The organism is Dyella sp. OK004 (genome assembly GCF_900114495.1).
In the GTDB taxonomy this organism is placed as follows: Bacteria; Pseudomonadota; Gammaproteobacteria; order Xanthomonadales; family Rhodanobacteraceae; genus Dyella_D.
The window spans coordinates 1-16,079 of record NZ_FOZI01000008.1 but is presented as its reverse complement, the minus strand read 5'-3'; the positions used below and the strand labels follow the sequence as shown (position 1 = coordinate 16,079).

Annotated in this window: 12 protein-coding genes, 1 tRNA gene and 1 pseudogene; all 14 read right to left on the bottom strand. The window is 62.0% G+C overall.

What is annotated here, in order from left to right; all coding sequences use genetic code 11:
• Positions 1-95, bottom strand: a 95-nt coding sequence (locus BM338_RS21285; RefSeq protein ID WP_038054197.1) for a GTP-binding protein, incomplete at its 3' end; no start/stop codon positions are given.
• Between the two features lie 51 nt (positions 96-146).
• Positions 147-2,276 carry an elongation factor G gene (gene fusA, locus BM338_RS21280; RefSeq protein ID WP_090454790.1) on the bottom strand — a complete coding sequence of 710 codons (2,130 nt, stop codon included), beginning with the start codon at positions 2,274-2,276 and terminating at the stop codon, positions 147-149.
• A 79-nt stretch (positions 2,277-2,355) separates the two neighbouring features.
• Complete coding sequence (rpsG, locus tag BM338_RS21275) at positions 2,356-2,823, bottom strand: 30S ribosomal protein S7 (RefSeq protein WP_090454786.1); 468 nt, start codon at positions 2,821-2,823, stop codon at positions 2,356-2,358.
• Positions 2,824-2,842: 19 nt separating this feature from the next.
• A complete protein-coding gene (gene rpsL / locus BM338_RS21270; protein WP_026633431.1) occupies positions 2,843-3,217 on the bottom strand; it encodes a 30S ribosomal protein S12 in 375 nt (124 codons plus the stop codon).
• Between the two features lie 179 nt (positions 3,218-3,396).
• A complete protein-coding gene (rpoC, locus tag BM338_RS21265; RefSeq protein ID WP_090454784.1) occupies positions 3,397-7,608 on the bottom strand; it encodes a DNA-directed RNA polymerase subunit beta' in 4,212 nt (1,403 codons plus the stop codon).
• A gap of 25 nt (positions 7,609-7,633) precedes the next feature.
• The gene (gene rpoB / locus BM338_RS21260) at positions 7,634-11,794 is read right to left on the bottom strand and encodes a DNA-directed RNA polymerase subunit beta (protein ID WP_090454780.1); all 4,161 of its coding nucleotides are present in this window, start codon (positions 11,792-11,794) and stop codon (positions 7,634-7,636) included.
• A gap of 308 nt (positions 11,795-12,102) precedes the next feature.
• Positions 12,103-12,474, bottom strand: a complete 372-nt coding sequence (rplL, locus tag BM338_RS21255; protein ID WP_090454778.1) for a 50S ribosomal protein L7/L12 — start codon at positions 12,472-12,474, stop codon at positions 12,103-12,105.
• Positions 12,475-12,520: 46 nt separating this feature from the next.
• Complete coding sequence (gene rplJ / locus BM338_RS21250) at positions 12,521-13,054, bottom strand: 50S ribosomal protein L10 (protein ID WP_090454775.1); 534 nt, start codon at positions 13,052-13,054, stop codon at positions 12,521-12,523.
• Positions 13,055-13,399: 345 nt separating this feature from the next.
• Positions 13,400-14,107, bottom strand: coding sequence for a 50S ribosomal protein L1 (rplA, locus tag BM338_RS21245; protein ID WP_090454772.1), 708 nt, complete (start codon positions 14,105-14,107; stop codon positions 13,400-13,402).
• Between the two features lie 3 nt (positions 14,108-14,110).
• A complete protein-coding gene (gene rplK, locus BM338_RS21240; protein ID WP_090454769.1) occupies positions 14,111-14,539 on the bottom strand; it encodes a 50S ribosomal protein L11 in 429 nt (142 codons plus the stop codon).
• Between the two features lie 182 nt (positions 14,540-14,721).
• Positions 14,722-15,282, bottom strand: coding sequence for a transcription termination/antitermination protein NusG (gene nusG, locus BM338_RS21235; protein WP_090454767.1), 561 nt, complete (start codon positions 15,280-15,282; stop codon positions 14,722-14,724).
• A gap of 10 nt (positions 15,283-15,292) precedes the next feature.
• On the bottom strand, positions 15,293-15,688 hold the full coding sequence (gene secE, locus BM338_RS21230; RefSeq protein ID WP_090454792.1) for a preprotein translocase subunit SecE: 396 nt from the start codon (positions 15,686-15,688) through the stop codon (positions 15,293-15,295).
• An 82-nt stretch (positions 15,689-15,770) separates the two neighbouring features.
• A tRNA-Trp gene (locus BM338_RS21225) sits at positions 15,771-15,846 on the bottom strand.
• Positions 15,847-15,984: 138 nt separating this feature from the next.
• Positions 15,985-16,079: pseudogene (locus tag BM338_RS21220) on the bottom strand (elongation factor Tu); the annotation flags it as partial.

The window sequence follows — 16,079 nt, the reverse complement described above, 5'->3', positions numbered from 1 at the left end:
AGCGCGGCCGTCAGCGTCGTCTTGCCGTGGTCCACGTGACCGATCGTGCCGACGTTGACGTGCGGCTTCGTGCGCTCGAATTTACCCTTTGCCATGACTCAAAACCTCTAAAAGAACTGTGTTATTGGGGAACGAGGAAGACCTTATCAGGCCTTCTTCATGACCTGCTCGGCGATGTTGTTCGGCGCCTCTGCGTAATGGTCGAACTCCATCGTGAAGGTAGCGCGACCCTGGGTCAGCGAACGAATGGTCGTCGCGTAACCAAACATTTCGCCCAGCGGGACCATCGCATTGATGGTCTTGCCCGACGGCGTGTCGTCCTGGCCCTGGAGCAGGCCGCGGCGGCGGCTCATGTCGCCCATGACGTCACCGACGTAATCTTCCGGCGTCACGACTTCGACCTTCATGATCGGCTCGAGCAGCACTGGCGACGCCTTGGCGAAACCCTGCTTGAACGCCATCGATGCCGCGAGCTTGAACGCCATTTCAGACGAGTCAACGTCATGGTAGGAGCCGAACACCAGCTTCACCTTCACATTGACGACCGGGAAGCCAGCCAGCGGACCGCTGGTGATGGTTTCGCGCAGGCCCTTTTCGACCGACGGGATGAATTCCTTCGGAATCACGCCACCAGTAATGTCGTTGATGAAGAGGAAGTCGTCCTTGATAGCCGCAGCGACCTTCTCGTCCGCACGATCAGCCTCGCTGATCGGCGACAACTCGATCACAACGTGACCGTACTGACCCTTACCACCCGACTGCTTGGCGTGCTTGTAGTCCGACTTCACGTCCGACGAGCGAATGGTCTCGCGATAAGCCACCTGCGGCTTGCCGACGTTGGCCTCGACGTTGAACTCGCGACGCATGCGATCCACCAGGATATCCAGGTGAAGTTCGCCCATGCCCGAGATGATCGTCTGACCCGACTCTTCGTCCGTACGCACGCGGAACGACGGATCCTCCGCAGCCAGACGGCCGAGGGCAATACCCATCTTTTCCTGGTCGGACTTGGTCTTCGGCTCAACCGCCATCGAGATCACCGGCTCCGGGAACGTCATGCGCTCCAGAGTGATGATGTGATCCTGCGCGCACAGCGTGTCACCCGTCGTCACATCCTTCAGGCCGACCGCAGCGGCGATATCGCCTGCGCGGACTTCCTTCAGCTCCTGACGCTCGTTCGCGTGCATCTGCAGAATGCGACCGATGCGCTCTTTCTTGCTCTTGACTGGATTGTAGACAGCGTCACCGGAATTCAACGTGCCCGAATAGACACGGAAGAACGTCAGCGAGCCGACGAATGGGTCGGTCATAATCTTGAACGCAAGCGCCGAGAACGGTGCGCCGTCGTCAGCCTTGCGGGTATCCGGCTTGTCGTTGTCGTCAATACCCTCGACCGGCGGACGATCGACCGGCGACGGCAACAGATTGACGACCGCGTCGAGCATCGCCTGGACGCCCTTGTTCTTGAACGCGGTACCGCAGAAGACCGGAATGATCTCGCTGCGCAGCGTGCGCTGACGCAAGCCTTCGATGATTTCAGCCTCGGACAGCTCTTCGCCGCCCAAGTACTTGTCCATCAGCTCTTCCGTGGCCTCTGCCGCAGCTTCGACCATCGCCGTGCGGGCGACCGCAGCCTTCTCGGCGAGATTCGCCGGGATGTCCTGGTATTCGAACTTCATACCCTGGGACTCCATGTCCCAGATGATCGACTTCATCTTGAGCAGATCAACGACGCCCTCAAAGTTGTCCTCGGCACCGATCGGAACCTGCATCTCGACCGGATTCGCGCCGAGGCGAGCCTTCAGCTGCTCAACGACCTTGTAGAAGTTCGCGCCGGTGCGGTCCATCTTGTTGACGAACGCAAGGCGCGGCACCTTGTATTTGTTGGCCTGACGCCACACGGTTTCCGACTGCGGCTGCACACCACCCACGGCGCAGAGCACAAACACCGCACCGTCGAGCACGCGCAGCGAGCGCTCCACCTCGATGGTGAAGTCCACGTGTCCAGGGGTGTCGATGATGTTGAAGCGGTGCTCGGGCAAGGAACGATCCATGCCCTTCCAGAACGCGGTCGTTGCCGCCGACGTAATGGTGATGCCGCGCTCCTGCTCCTGCTCCATCCAGTCCATCGTTGCGGCACCGTCATGCACCTCGCCAATCTTGTGACTGACGCCGGTGTAGAACAGGATGCGCTCCGTGGTGGTGGTCTTGCCGGCATCGATGTGGGCCATGATGCCGAAGTTGCGGTAGCGCTCGATGGGAGTGGTGCGTGCCACGGTAGTAACCTCGAAAATTACTTTCTACGGGAATCCATTCCCGGGAAAAGCGGCCATCCTGGCCGCGGGGAATCCATGCTTACCAGCGGTAATGCGAGAAGGCCTTGTTGGCTTCCGCCATGCGATGGGTTTCTTCGCGCTTCTTGATCGCGCCACCGCGATTCTCGGAAGCTTCAAGCAGCTCGGCAGCCAGCTTGCGCGGCATCGAGGTCTCGCCACGCTTGCGGGCGGACTCGATAGCCCAGCGCATGGCGAGCGCCATGCGGCGACCCGAACGCACTTCGACCGGCACCTGATAGGTAGCACCACCGACGCGGCGAGACTTAACCTCGACGGCCGGAGCAATGTTGTTCAGGGCCTTCTCAACCAGAGCCACCGGCTCGGCATTCTTTTCACCCAGATGAACCAGGGCACCGTAGACGATGCTCTCGGCGACGGACTTCTTACCGCTCTTCATCACCATGTTGATGAAGCGGGCAATCAGCTGGCTGCCATGCTTGGGGTCCGGCAGAACCAGACGGGCGGGATGTGAACCTTTACGCGACATGTTTCGTGTCCTTTAGCTCTTAGCTCTTCGGGCGCTTGGCGCCGTACTTCGAGCGCGACTGACGGCGCTTGGTGACGCCGGCGCAGTCGAGGCTGCCGCGCACCGTGTGGTAACGCACACCCGGCAGATCCTTGACGCGACCGCCACGGATCAGCACCACCGAGTGCTCCTGCAGGTTGTGACCTTCGCCACCGATGTAGCTGATGACCTCATAGCCGTTCGTGAGGCGCACTTTGGCAACCTTACGCAGGGCCGAGTTCGGCTTTTTCGGGGTGGTCGTGTAGACGCGCGTGCAGACGCCGCGACGCTGCGGACTGTTCTGCAGAGCCGGAGAAGCACTCTTGTAGCTCTTCGGGCTGCGGGACTTGCGCACCAACTGGTTGATAGTCGACATGCGAAACTTTTCCTGAGAAACATAAAGGCAGACCGAATCAGCTCGGTCTGCCAAGAAGCGGGAATTTAACATGGGCAGCTTGTCACAGACAAGCTGACGCCCTGCCCTCCCTGACTCGAACACGAGGCGCTATCCGTGCGCCTCATTTCGTATGTTAGCGAGCAGTCCGCGGAACGGACTTACTCCACACCATTGTCGCTACCGACGGTGGCTTCCGCGAAGGAGACCGAGGCGGAACCGGAAAGGGTTTCCAGCTCCGAGGCGGTCAGACCGCCCTGGCGACGACGCTGCGCGTGGTACGCCAGACCCGTACCTGCCGGGATGAGACGGCCGACGATAACATTTTCCTTCAGGCCACGCAAGGTATCGCGCGTGCCACGGACCGCCGCTTCGGTAAGGACGCGGGTGGTCTCCTGGAACGAAGCCGCCGAGATGAACGACTCGGTGGCCAGCGAGGCCTTGGTGATACCCAGCAGCACCGACTGGTACTCCGCCGGACGCTCGTTGCGGCTAACCGCACGATCGTTTTCGGCGTTGATACGCACGCGCTCGACCTGTTCACCGCGCAGGTAATGACTCTCGCCCGGCTCGGTGATTTCGACCTTGCGCAGCATCTGGCGAATGATCGCTTCGATGTGCTTATCGTTGATCTTCACGCCCTGCAGACGGTAGACGTCCTGAATTTCCTTGACCAGGTACGAAGCCAACGGCTCGACACCCAGCAAGCGAAGGATGTCGTGCGGACTCGGCTCGCCGTCCACCACGGTCTCGCCCTTCTCCACGTGCTCGCCTTCGAACACGATGACCTGACGCCATTTCGGAATCAGCTCTTCGTGCTCGTTGCCGTCCACGTCCTTGATGATCAGGCGCTGCTTGCCCTTGGTGTCCTTGCCGAAGCTGATCACACCCGAACGCTCGGCGAGAATGGCCGGCTCCTTCGGCTTGCGGGCTTCGAACAAGTCCGCCACGCGCGGCAGACCACCGGTGATGTCGCGGGTCTTCGACGTTTCCTGCGGGATACGGGCAACCACGTCACCCACGCCCACTGCCACGCCATTCTGGATCGACACGATCGCACCGGCCGGCAGCATGTACTGCGCAGGCACGTCGGTACCCGGCAGCTTGAGCTCGCGGCCCTTGCTGTCTTCCAGACGCACGATCGGGCGCAGATCCTTGGCCGCGGTACCGCGACGCTTCGGATCGGTCACCACCGCCGACTCCAGGCCGGTCAGCTCGTCGGTCTGGCTCTGCACGGTCACGCCATCGATGAAGTCGATGAAGCGCACAGTACCGGCCACTTCCGACACGATCGGATGGGTATGCGGATCCCAGTTGGCCACGGTCTGTCCGGCCTTGACCGCCGCACCGTCCTTGACCGCGATGGTGGCGCCGTACGGCACCTTATAGCGCTCGCGCTCGCGGCCGTTGGCGTCGATGACCGACACTTCGCCCGAACGCGACACCGCCACCAGATGACCCTGGTTGTGCTGCACGGTCTTGAGGTTGTTGAACTTCAGCGTGCCGGTAGTCTTCACCGTCACGTTGTCCACTGCTGCCGCACGCGACGCCGCACCACCAATGTGGAACGTACGCATGGTCAGCTGGGTACCCGGCTCACCGATCGACTGCGCGGCGACCACACCCACGGCCTCGCCCATGTTGACCAGATGGCCACGGGCCAGATCGCGGCCGTAGCACAGGGCGCACACACCGTGGCTGGCCTGGCAGGTGATCGGCGAACGCACCTTGATCGACTGCACGCCAGCCTTGTCGAGCTTCTCGACCAGAGCCTCGTCCAGCAAGGTATCGCGCGTGACGATCGCCTGATCGTCTTCGCCAGGACCATAAACATCCTCGACCACCACGCGACCGAGCACGCGCTCGCGCAACGGCTCGACCACGTCGCCGCCTTCCACGATCGGCTGCATGATCACGCCGTCTTCGGTGCCGCAATCGTGCGAGGTGATGACCACGTCCTGCGCCACGTCGACGAGACGACGGGTCAGGTAACCGGAGTTCGCGGTCTTCAACGCCGTATCCGCCAGGCCCTTACGAGCACCGTGGGTGGAGTTGAAGTACTGCAGCACGTTCAGGCCTTCGCGGAAGTTGGCCTTGATCGGGGTCTCGATGATCGAGCCGTCCGGGCGGGCCATCAGGCCGCGCATACCGGCCAGCTGGCGAATCTGGGCCACCGAACCACGGGCGCCCGAGTCGGCCATGATGTACAGCGAGTTCATCGACTTCTGGTTGACCGTCTTGCCTTCAGCGTCAGTGACCTTCTCGGTACCGATACCGTCGATCATCGCCTTGGCGACTAGTTCGTTGGTGCGCGACCAGATGTCGACCACCTTGTTGTAGCGCTCGCCGGCGGTGACCAGACCCGACTGGTACTGCTCCTGGATCTCGACCACTTCCTTCTCGGCCTCTTCCAGGATCGGCTTCTTCTCGTCCGGGATGATCATGTCATCGATGCCGATCGAGATACCCGCACGGGTGGCGAAGCGGAAGCCGGTGTACATCAGCTTATCGGCGAACACCACGGTCTCTTTCAGACCGAGCAGACGGTAGCTGGAGTTGATCAGGCGCGAGATGGCCTTCTTGGTCAGCTCGGTATTGGCCAGCGCAAATGGCAGGCCTTCCGGCAGGATCTCGGCCAGCAGCGTGCGGCCCACGGTGGTTTCTACCAGGGACACGGAACTGGTGCGTTCGCCGTTTTCATCAACGTGCACCTGCTTCAGGCGCACCTTGATCTTGGCGTGCAGCTCGACGGCGCGGTTGTCGTATGCACGACGCACTTCGCTGATCCCGGAGAACACCATGCCGGTGCCCTTCACGTTCACCAACTCGCGAGTCATGTAGTACAGGCCCAGCACCACGTCCTGGGTCGGCACGATGATCGGCTCACCGTTGGCCGGCGACAGGATGTTGTTCGACGACATCATCAGGGCGCGCGCTTCGAGCTGCGCCTCGATCGACAGCGGCACGTGCACGGCCATCTGGTCGCCGTCGAAGTCGGCGTTGAACGCGGTACAGACCAGCGGATGCAGCTGGATCGCCTTGCCTTCGATCAGCACCGGCTCGAACGCCTGGATGCCAAGACGATGCAGGGTCGGCGCGCGGTTCAGCATCACGGGATGCTCGCGGATCACGTCCTCGAGGATGTCCCACACCTGGCCTTCTTCGCGCTCGACGAGCTTCTTGGCAGCCTTGATGGTGGTGGCTTCGCCACGGGCCTGCAGCTTGGCGAAGATGAAGGGCTTGAACAGCTCAAGCGCCATCTTCTTCGGCAGACCGCACTGGTGCAGGCGCAGAGTCGGGCCCACCACGATCACCGAACGACCGGAGTAGTCCACGCGCTTGCCGAGCAGGTTCTGGCGGAAGCGGCCCTGCTTGCCCTTGATCATGTCGGCCAGCGACTTCAGCGCGCGCTTGTTGGTGCCGGTGATGGCACGGCCGCGGCGGCCGTTGTCGAGCAGCGCATCGACCGATTCCTGCAGCATGCGCTTCTCGTTGCGCACGATGATGTCGGGCGCATTGAGCTCAAGCAGACGCTTCAGGCGGTTGTTGCGGTTGATGACGCGACGGTACAGATCGTTCAGATCGGAGGTGGCAAAGCGGCCACCGTCCAGCGGCACCAGCGGACGCAGATCCGGCGGCAACACCGGCAGCACGGTCAGCACCATCCACTCCGGCTTGTTGCCGGATTCGAGGAACGCCTCGATCAGCTTCACTCGCTTGGTGAGGCGCTTGAGCTTGGTCTCGGAGTTGGTCGAACCGATCTCTTCCTTCAGGCGCACGACTTCGCCCGGCAGGTCGAGCGACTTCAGCAGCTCGTAGACGGCCTCGGCACCCATGCGGGCGTCGAATTCGTCACCGTGCTCTTCCACCGCCTCCAGGTACTGGTCTTCGCTCAGCAGCTGGCCACGCTCGAGCGCAGTCAGACCTGGATCGATCACCACGAAGGCTTCGAAGTACAGGATGCGCTCGATGTCACGCAGCGTCATATCCAGCATCAGGCCGATGCGCGACGGCAGCGACTTGAGGAACCAGATATGCGCAGTCGGGCTGGCCAGTTCGATGTGGCCCATGCGCTCGCGGCGCACCTTGGCCAACGTGACCTCGGTGCCGCACTTCTCGCACACCACACCGCGGTGCTTCATGCGCTTGTACTTGCCGCACAGGCACTCGTAGTCCTTCACCGGACCAAAGATGGCGGCGCAGAACAGGCCGTCACGCTCCGGCTTGAAGGTGCGGTAGTTGATGGTCTCAGGCTTCTTGACTTCGCCGTAGGACCACGAGCGGATCAGTTCCGGCGACGCCAGGGCGATCTTGATCGAATCAAAATCGGGCGTCGCGCGCTGCTGATTGAACAGATTGAGCAAATCTTTCATTGCATAAGCTCCTGTAACCCGCTGGTTACTTGATCTCTTCCAGGTCGATGTCGATACCGAGCGAGCGGATTTCCTTCACCAACACGTTGAAGGATTCCGGCATGCCCGCTGCCATCTCGTGGTTGCCGTCGACAATGTTCTTGTACATCTGGTTGCGGCCCTGCACGTCGTCGGACTTCACCGTCAGCATTTCCTGCAGGGTGTAGGCCGCGCCGTAAGCTTCCAGCGCCCAGACTTCCATTTCGCCGAAGCGCTGACCACCGAACTGCGCCTTGCCGCCCAGCGGCTGCTGGGTGACGAGCGAGTACGGACCGGTCGAACGCGCGTGCATCTTGTCGTCGACAAGGTGGTTCAGCTTCAGGTAGTGCATGTAGCCGACGGTGACCGGGCGATCGAATGCCTCGCCGGTACGGCCGTCGAACAGCGTGGTCTGACCCGACTCGGGCAGATCCGCCAGCTTCAGCATTGCCTTGATCTCTTGCTCCTCGGCACCGTCGAACACTGGGGTAGCCATCGGCACGCCTTCCTGAAGGTTGGTCGCCAGCGTCAGGATTTCCTGATCGGTGAGCGACTTCAGGTCGACATGCTGCACAGCGCCAGCGACGTGGTGGTTGTAGATCTGGTCGAGGAACTCGCGGATCTTCGCGACCTTCTCCTGCGCCTCGATCATCTTCTGGATCTTCTTGCCCAGGCCCTTGGCGGCCCAGCCCAAGTGGACTTCCAGAATCTGGCCGATGTTCATACGCGAAGGCACGCCCAGCGGGTTCAACACGATGTCGACCGGCGTACCGTCAGCGGAGAACGGCATGTCCTCTACCGGCACCACGTTGGACACCACACCCTTATTACCGTGGCGACCGGCCATCTTGTCGCCCGGCTGGATGCGGCGCTTCACAGCCAGGAACACCTTGACCATCTTGAGCACGCCCGGAGCAAGGTCGTCGCCCTGGGTGATCTTGCCCTGCTTCTCCTTGAAGCGCTTGTCGAACTCTTCCTTGTGGCGCTTGATCTGGTCGGCGGCGCGCTCGAGGAACTCGGTAACGTCCTCGTCCTTCACGTTGACCTTGAACCAGTCGTCCTTCTTCAGGCCGTCCAGGTAGGCATCGGTGATTTCCACACCGCGCTTCAGACCACCCGGACCACTCATCGCGCTCTTGCCGACGAGCTGGGTGCGCATACGGTTGTAGATGGCGCCCTCCAGGATACGGAACTGGTCGTCAAGATCCTTACGGATACGCTTGACCTCCATCTCCTCGATCTGCTTCGCGCGCTTGTCCTTCTCGATACCGTCGCGGGTGAAGACCTGCACGTCGATGACGGTGCCGTCCATACCCGGCGGCACGCGCAGCGAGCTGTCCTTCACGTCGGACGCCTTCTCGCCGAAGATCGCACGCAGCAGCTTCTCTTCCGGCGTCAGCTGGCTCTCGCCCTTCGGCGTGACCTTGCCGACCATGATGTCGCCGGCCTTCACCTCGGCGCCGATGTACACGATGCCCGACTCGTCCAAACGCGCCAGCGCCTGTTCGCCCACGTTCGGGATGTCAGCGGTGATTTCCTCGGCGCCCAGCTTGGTGTCGCGCGCGATGCAGGACAGCTCCTCGATGTGGATCGAGGTGTAGCGGTCTTCCTGCACGACACGCTCGGAGAGCAGGATCGAGTCTTCGAAGTTGTAGCCGTTCCACGGCATGAAGGCGATCAGCATGTTCTGGCCGAGCGCGAGCTCGCCCAGATCGGTCGACGAACCGTCGGCCAGCGTATCGCCCTTCGCCACGATGTCACCCACGTTCACCAGCGGACGCTGGTTGAGGTTGGTGTTTTGGTTGGAGCGGGTGTACTTGGTCAGCGTGTAGATATCGACACCGGCGTCGTTGTCACCAACTTCGCTCTCGGTCACGCGCACTACGATACGGCCGGCGTCGACCTGGTCGATCACGCCGCCGCGCTTGGCGCTGACGATAACGCCCGAGTCACGCGCCACGGCGCGTTCGATGCCAGTACCCACCAGCGGGGTCTGCGAACGCAGCGTCGGCACGGCCTGGCGCTGCATGTTCGCACCCATCAGCGCGCGGTTCGCGTCATCGTGCTCAAGGAACGGCACCAGCGCCGCCGCGACCGACACGGTCTGCATTGGCGAGACGTCCATGTAGCCGACTTCGGCCGACGGACGCAGCTCGGACTCACCGCGGAAACGGCAGGACACGAAGTCTTCGACGAAGCTGCCGTCCTTGTTGAGCGGCGAGTTCGCCTGCGCGATCACGTGGTCGCCCTCTTCGATGGCCGACAGGTAATCCACCTTGTCGGTCACCTTGCCATTCACGACCTTGCGGTACGGCGTCTCGAGGAAGCCATACGTGTTGGTGCGCGCGTATACGGCGAGCGAGTTGATCAGGCCGATGTTCGGGCCTTCCGGCGTTTCGATGGTGCAGACGCGGCCGTAATGGGTCGGGTGCACGTCGCGCACCTCGAAGCCGGCGCGCTCGCGGGTCAGGCCGCCTGGGCCCAGGGCCGAGACGCGACGTTTGTGCGTCACTTCCGACAGCGGGTTGTTCTGGTCCATGAACTGGCTGAGCTGCGAGGAGCCGAAGAACTCCTTCACCGCGGCCGCAACGGGCTTGGCGTTGATCAGCTCCTGCGGGGTCAGGCCTTCGGACTCGGCCAGCGACAGGCGCTCGCGCACCGCGCGCTCGACGCGCACCAGACCGATGCGGAAGGTGTTCTCGGCCATTTCACCGACCGAGCGCACGCGACGGTTGCCAAGATGGTCGATGTCATCGACGGTGCCATGACCGTTCTTGATATCGATCAGCACCTTCAGCACGTCGAGGATGTCGGAGGTATCACCCTGCGACTTCACCAGCGTCTGCGAGTCTTCTTCCTTGCGATCCTGGAAGTACTTGTGGTCGTACAGCACGCCCGGGCCGAGGATGTCCTGGCGACCGACGCGGCGGTTGAACTTCATACGACCTACGGCCGACAGGTCGTAGCGATCGAAAGTGAAGAACAAATTGAAGAACAGGTTCTGTGCAGCGTCCTTCGTCGGCGGCTCGCCCGGACGCATCATGCGATAGATTTCCACCAGCGCTTCGAGCTGCGTCTTGGTGTTGTCGATGCGCAAGGTGTTCGAGACGTAAGCGCCACGATCCAGGTCATTGACGTACAGCGTCGGCACAGTCTCGATGCCTGCCTTGCGGAAGGCTTCGAGCTGCTCGGCGGTGATCTCGTCGTTGGCCGAAGCCAGCAGCTCACCCGTCTTGCTGTCGACAATGTCGGTGGCCAGGATGCGGCCGACCGGGTAGTCGTCCGGCACTTCCAGCGCAGTGATGTTCTCAGCGGCCAGCTGACGCACGTGACGCGCCGTGATGCGCTTGCCGGCTTCCACCAGCACCTTGTCACCGATAGTCAGATCGAAGGTCAGCGTTTCGCCGCGCAGACGCTCGGCCACCAGCTCGAGCGTGGTGCCACCCTTCTTGCCAAGGTGGAACACGTTGTGCTCGAAGAAGATGTCCAGCATCTCGACGTTGTTGTAGCCCAGCGCGCGCAGCAACACCGTCACCGGCAATTTGCGGCGACGGTCGATACGGGTGAACAGCGCATCCTTCGGGTCGAACTCGAAGTCCAGCCACGAACCGCGGTAAGGAATCACGCGAGCCGAGAACAGCAGCTTGCCCGAGCTGTGCGTCTTGCCACGATCGTGATCGAAGAACACGCCCGGCGAACGATGCAGCTGCGAGACGATGACGCGCTCGGTACCGTTGATGATGAAGGTGCCGGTGTCGGTCATGAGCGGAATCTCGCCCATGTAGACCTCCTGCTCCTTCACGTACTTCACCGCCTTCTTCGAGGCCGGGCTGTCCTTGTCATAGATGACAAGACGCACAGTCACGCGCAGCGGAGCGCCGAACGTCATGCCGCGGTTGCGGCACTCGCGCTCGTCGAACGCAGGTTCGCCGAGGCGGTAGTCGACATACTCAAGCGCTGCATTGCCGGAATAGCTGGAGATCGGGAAAACCGACTTCAGCGCGGCATGTAGACCCTTGTCGTCGCGCTGCTTGGGCGCGACATGCTCCTGCAGGAACTCCCTATAGGAATCGGTCTGGATGGTCAGCAGGTTCGGCACGCCCAATACAGGGGGACGCTTGCCGAAATCCTTGCGGATGCGCTTCTTCTCGGTAAACGAGTAGGTCATGGTGGGTACCGCCTCGGTTCGCAGTGACGCCGGTGGTGCACACACCGGCTGAATTGTGAAAGCTGTGTCTGCGTCGGTTGTCAGGATGTGCCGCCCTGACAACCGGTACGCCAAAAGGCATGAGTCAAAGGTCGAAGGCGGGCCCGCGGCCTTTCATTGCTGACTTCTGACGCCGATTAAACGTAAAACGTGATGCTTCCAAGTACGGGCGCATTCATCGCAACCGCCTGCAACAGGCAAAGCCCGGGAGCTTTCGCTCCCAGGCTTGCTTGACGCTAGATCAAACTGACGGCGCGCAAGAGCGCCGATTACTTCAGTTCGACCGTGGCGCCGGCAGCTTCGAGGTCCTTCTTGAACTTCGCAGCGTCGTCCTTCGAAGCGGCTTCCTTCACGACGCCACCGGCTTCGGTCAGGTCCTTCGCTTCCTTCAGGCCCAGGCCGGTGATGGCGCGGACGGCCTTGATCACGTCGACCTTCTTCTCGCCGGCGCTCTTCAGGATCACGTCGAACTCGGTCTGCTCTTCAGCAGCCGGGCCGGCAGCGGCCGGGCCAGCAGCGACCATCACCGGAGCGGCGGCGGTCACGCCAAACTTCTCTTCGATGGCCTTCACCAGGTCCATCACTTCCATCAGCGACTTGGCGGCAACGGCTTCAACGATCTGTTCGTTGGTCAGGGACATTTTGATTTACCTCTGGAAATTGATTCGATTTAAGTAGACGGCGAACTTAGGCGGGCTCGGCTTCGGCCGGGGCTTCGGCGGCGACTTCGCCACCACCCTGCTTGTCGGCCACAGCCTTGACGACGCGGGCAAACATGGCGGCCGGTTCGGCCAGCACACGGGCCAGCATGGCCAGGGCCTGTTCGCGGGTCGGCAGCGAGGCCAGCACTTCAACGTGCTCGGCCGGCAGCAGCTTGCCTTCCACCGAAACGACTTTCGCCTTCAGCTTGTCGTTGCTCTTGGCGAATTCCTTGATCAGGCGACCGGCAGCGCCGGGCTCCTCAGTCGAGAACGCGTACAGCAGCGGACCGGTCAGAGCGTCTTTGACGACCTCAAACTCGGTACCCACTACAGCGCGCGAAGCAAGCGTGTTCTTGACAACCTTCAGGAACACACCGGATTCACGGGCCTTCTTGCGCATCGCGGTCATCTGTTCGACCGTGGTGCCCGCGTACTCAGCTGCGACCAAGGAGTGAGCCTTCGCGGCGACTTCTGCCAGCTCGGCGACTACTTCTTGCTTCTGAGACAGATTAAGAGCCATCTTTCACTCCTCTTATGAACTCCGCTTACGGCTCCTGCCGCTTGCGGTCCTGAGCGACGCCCTCCGTGACGTCGGGGACACGAGGTGTCCCGGGTGGTGGCCTTTCCAGAACAAATCAAACGATTCCAGAAGGGGCAGCACCATCTACGCAGGCCAGATCCGCGAGGGACCCGATTAAGCGAACCCGCTAGCAACGACGGCGGTTCCTTGCCACTACGAGCTCCCTGCTCGTCGTCGTTGCGCGCTGATCGCGCCTGCGGTCTTTGACGGCGGCTCCGGCCTGCGGCCAGGGCTGCCCTCAAAAACTTGCCTGCGCTGACCTAGGTCAGCGCAGGGCTTGATGTCTTACTTGGTCGAGATCGTCAGCGACGAGGTATCGACCGGCACGCCCACGCCCATGGTGCTGGACAGGGCGACCTTCTGCAGATACTGACCCTTGGCCGTGGCCGGCTTGGCCTTCAGCAGGTCGGCAACCAGAGCATTCAGGTTGTCGGCGAGCTGGGCGGCCTCAAAGCTGGCCTTGCCGATGGTGGCGTGGATGATGCCCGCCTTGTCGTTGCGGAACTTCACCTGGCCAGCCTTGGCGTTCTTGACAGCCGTGGCGACGTCGGCGGTAACCGAGCCGTCCTTCGGGTTCGGCATCAGGCCACGCGGGCCGAGCAGCTGACCGAGCTTACCGACCACGCGCATCGCGTCCGGCGTGGCGATCACGCGACCGAAGTCGAGATCACCAGCCTGCATGCGCTCGGCCAGGTCGTCCATACCGACGGCGTCGGCACCGGCAGCCTTGGCGGCCTCGGCCTTCTCACCGGCCGGCACGAACACGGCGACCTTGACGGTCTTGCCGGTGCCGTGCGGCAGCAGCGAGGAACCACGCACACCCTGGTCGGACTTCTTGGCGTCGATGCCGAGGCGCACAGCCACGTCAACGGACTCCGAGAACTTCGCCTTGGCGTTGTTCTTGACGATGTTCAGAGCTTCTTCCAGGCCATAGAACTTGCCCGGCTGCACCGCGGCCTGAGCCGACTTCATACGCTTCGTGAGCTTTGCCATGTCTTAGCCCTCCACCACCAAGCCCATGCTGCGCGCGCTACCGGCAATGGTGCGCACTGCAGCGTCCAGATCAGCAGCCGTGAGATCCGGCTCCTTCTGCTTCGCAACGTCTTCCAGCTGCTTGCGGGTGATCTTGCCGACCTTGTCGGTGTTCGGCTTGGACGAACCCTTGGCGACGCCGGTGGCCTTCTTGATGAGGACCGTGGCGGGCGGGGTCTTGGTGATAAAAGTGAAGCTGCGGTCCGAATAGGCGGTGATGATCACCGGAATCGGCAGACCCGGCTCAATCTTTTGCGTGGCGGCATTGAACGCCTTGCAGAATTCCATAATGTTCAGGCCGCGCTGACCGAGGGCAGGACCCACCGGCGGCGACGGGTTGGCCTGACCGGCCTTGACCTGCAGCTTGATGTAACCGACGACTTTCTTTGCCATTGGATTTTCCTCGCGAGTTCAAGCGCCTTGCGGCTCCTCGCAGCACATCATTCCCTGGATGGAGGGAGGCCCGCACTCCTGCGAACCCCGAAAACACGGACACGCCGAGCGAATGCCCCGGCGTGAACCGCATAGTGTAAAGATTGAACAATTTTTAAGCAAGCCCCGTGCCGGGGCCGGGGTCAGGCCTTCTCGACCTGACCAAACTCCAGCTCGACCGGGGTCGAACGGCCGAAGATCAGCACCGCGACGCGCAGGCGACTCTTCTCGTAATTGACTTCCTCGACCACGCCGTTGAAGTCGTTGAACGGACCCTCGGTGACGCGGACCATCTCGCCGGGCTCGAACAGAACCTTGGGCTTGGGTTTTTCGACACCCTCACGCACGCGACTCAGGATGGCATCGGCCTCGCTGTCGCGAATGGGCAGCGGACGGTCGGCGGTGCCACCGATGAAACCCATGACCTTCGGGGTTTCCTTCACCAGATGCCAGCACTCGTCGTCGATGCGAGGCGCCTTGCCCTCGGTATCTGTCTCGATCTGGACCAGCACGTACCCCGGGAAGAACTTGCGATCGCTACGGCGCTTCTGCCCGCCGCGCATCTCAATCACTTCCTCCGTCGGCACCAGCACTTCGCCGAATCTCTCTTCCATACCGGCGCGCGCGATGCGTTCGACGAGCGACCGCTTAACCTGGTTCTCGAAGCCCGAATAGGCGTGCACTACATACCAACGCTTGCTCATGCCCTTTACCTCACGAACCTAGCTTGAGCAGCCAGTCGAGCACGACCGACTTAAGAATGAGATCGATCAGGCCCAACAGCAGCGAGAGAACGATCACGACGACAATGATGATACCGGTGGTCTTGAGCGTTTCGTCACGCGTCGGCCACACGACCTTGCGCATTTCGAACTGCGACTCGACCAGAAAACCGCGGACGCGGCGCCCGAGCGCCGTGGTCGCCGCGATGGCCAGTGCGACCACCAGAGCCACCAGCACGCCAATCATGCGCACGGAAGCGGGAATATTGGCGTCGGTACTGAACCAGGAATAGGCAAAGATGCCGCCAGCCAGCACCAGCACGGCCAGCACCAGCTTGCCGACATCGACCGCGTTCCCGCTCTTGGGCTGTTCTGCCTTGGTATTCATGCGCAGCGATCGGATGAGAGCCGACACCCAGGACGAAACGCCCTCGATGCCATCTACCACCCGTCATCGATCCTCGGGAAGGTGGCACGCCAGGAGGGACTCGAACCCCCAACCTGCGGTTTTGGAGACCGCTGCTCTGCCAATTGAGCTACTGGCGTACATTCTGAAATCAGTGAAGTCGCTCGCTCCGCCTGCTGTAAAGCCGCGCCACCCTGGGCGCCGCAAAGGGTAAGGCGCCAGGCGCTCACCCTTCACTCTTTACAGCCCGCGTCGCGGGCGACTTCCCATATTACAACTTACTTGATGACCTTGGAGACCACACCGGCGCCGACGGTACGACCGCCCTCGCGGATCGCGAAGCGCAGACCTTCGTCCATCGCGATCGGGTGGA

What these genes read in the sequence shown, in the direction of transcription:
- rplK (WP_090454769.1), bottom strand. Translation starts at nt 14,539, where the DNA reads ATGGCAAAGAAAGTCGTCGGTTACATCAAGCTGCAGGTCAAGGCCGGT.
- rpsL (WP_026633431.1), bottom strand. Translation starts at nt 3,217, where the DNA reads ATGTCGACTATCAACCAGTTGGTGCGCAAGTCCCGCAGCCCGAAGAGC.
- nusG (WP_090454767.1), bottom strand. Translation starts at nt 15,282, where the DNA reads ATGAGCAAGCGTTGGTATGTAGTGCACGCCTATTCGGGCTTCGAGAAC.
- rplJ (WP_090454775.1), bottom strand. Translation starts at nt 13,054, where the DNA reads ATGGCTCTTAATCTGTCTCAGAAGCAAGAAGTAGTCGCCGAGCTGGCA.
- rpsG (WP_090454786.1), bottom strand. Translation starts at nt 2,823, where the DNA reads ATGTCGCGTAAAGGTTCACATCCCGCCCGTCTGGTTCTGCCGGACCCC.
- secE (WP_090454792.1), bottom strand. Translation starts at nt 15,688, where the DNA reads ATGAATACCAAGGCAGAACAGCCCAAGAGCGGGAACGCGGTCGATGTC.
- rpoB (WP_090454780.1), bottom strand. Translation starts at nt 11,794, where the DNA reads ATGACCTACTCGTTTACCGAGAAGAAGCGCATCCGCAAGGATTTCGGC.
- rplL (WP_090454778.1), bottom strand. Translation starts at nt 12,474, where the DNA reads ATGTCCCTGACCAACGAACAGATCGTTGAAGCCGTTGCCGCCAAGTCG.
- rplA (WP_090454772.1), bottom strand. Translation starts at nt 14,107, where the DNA reads ATGGCAAAGCTCACGAAGCGTATGAAGTCGGCTCAGGCCGCGGTGCAG.
- rpoC (WP_090454784.1), bottom strand. Translation starts at nt 7,608, where the DNA reads ATGAAAGATTTGCTCAATCTGTTCAATCAGCAGCGCGCGACGCCCGAT.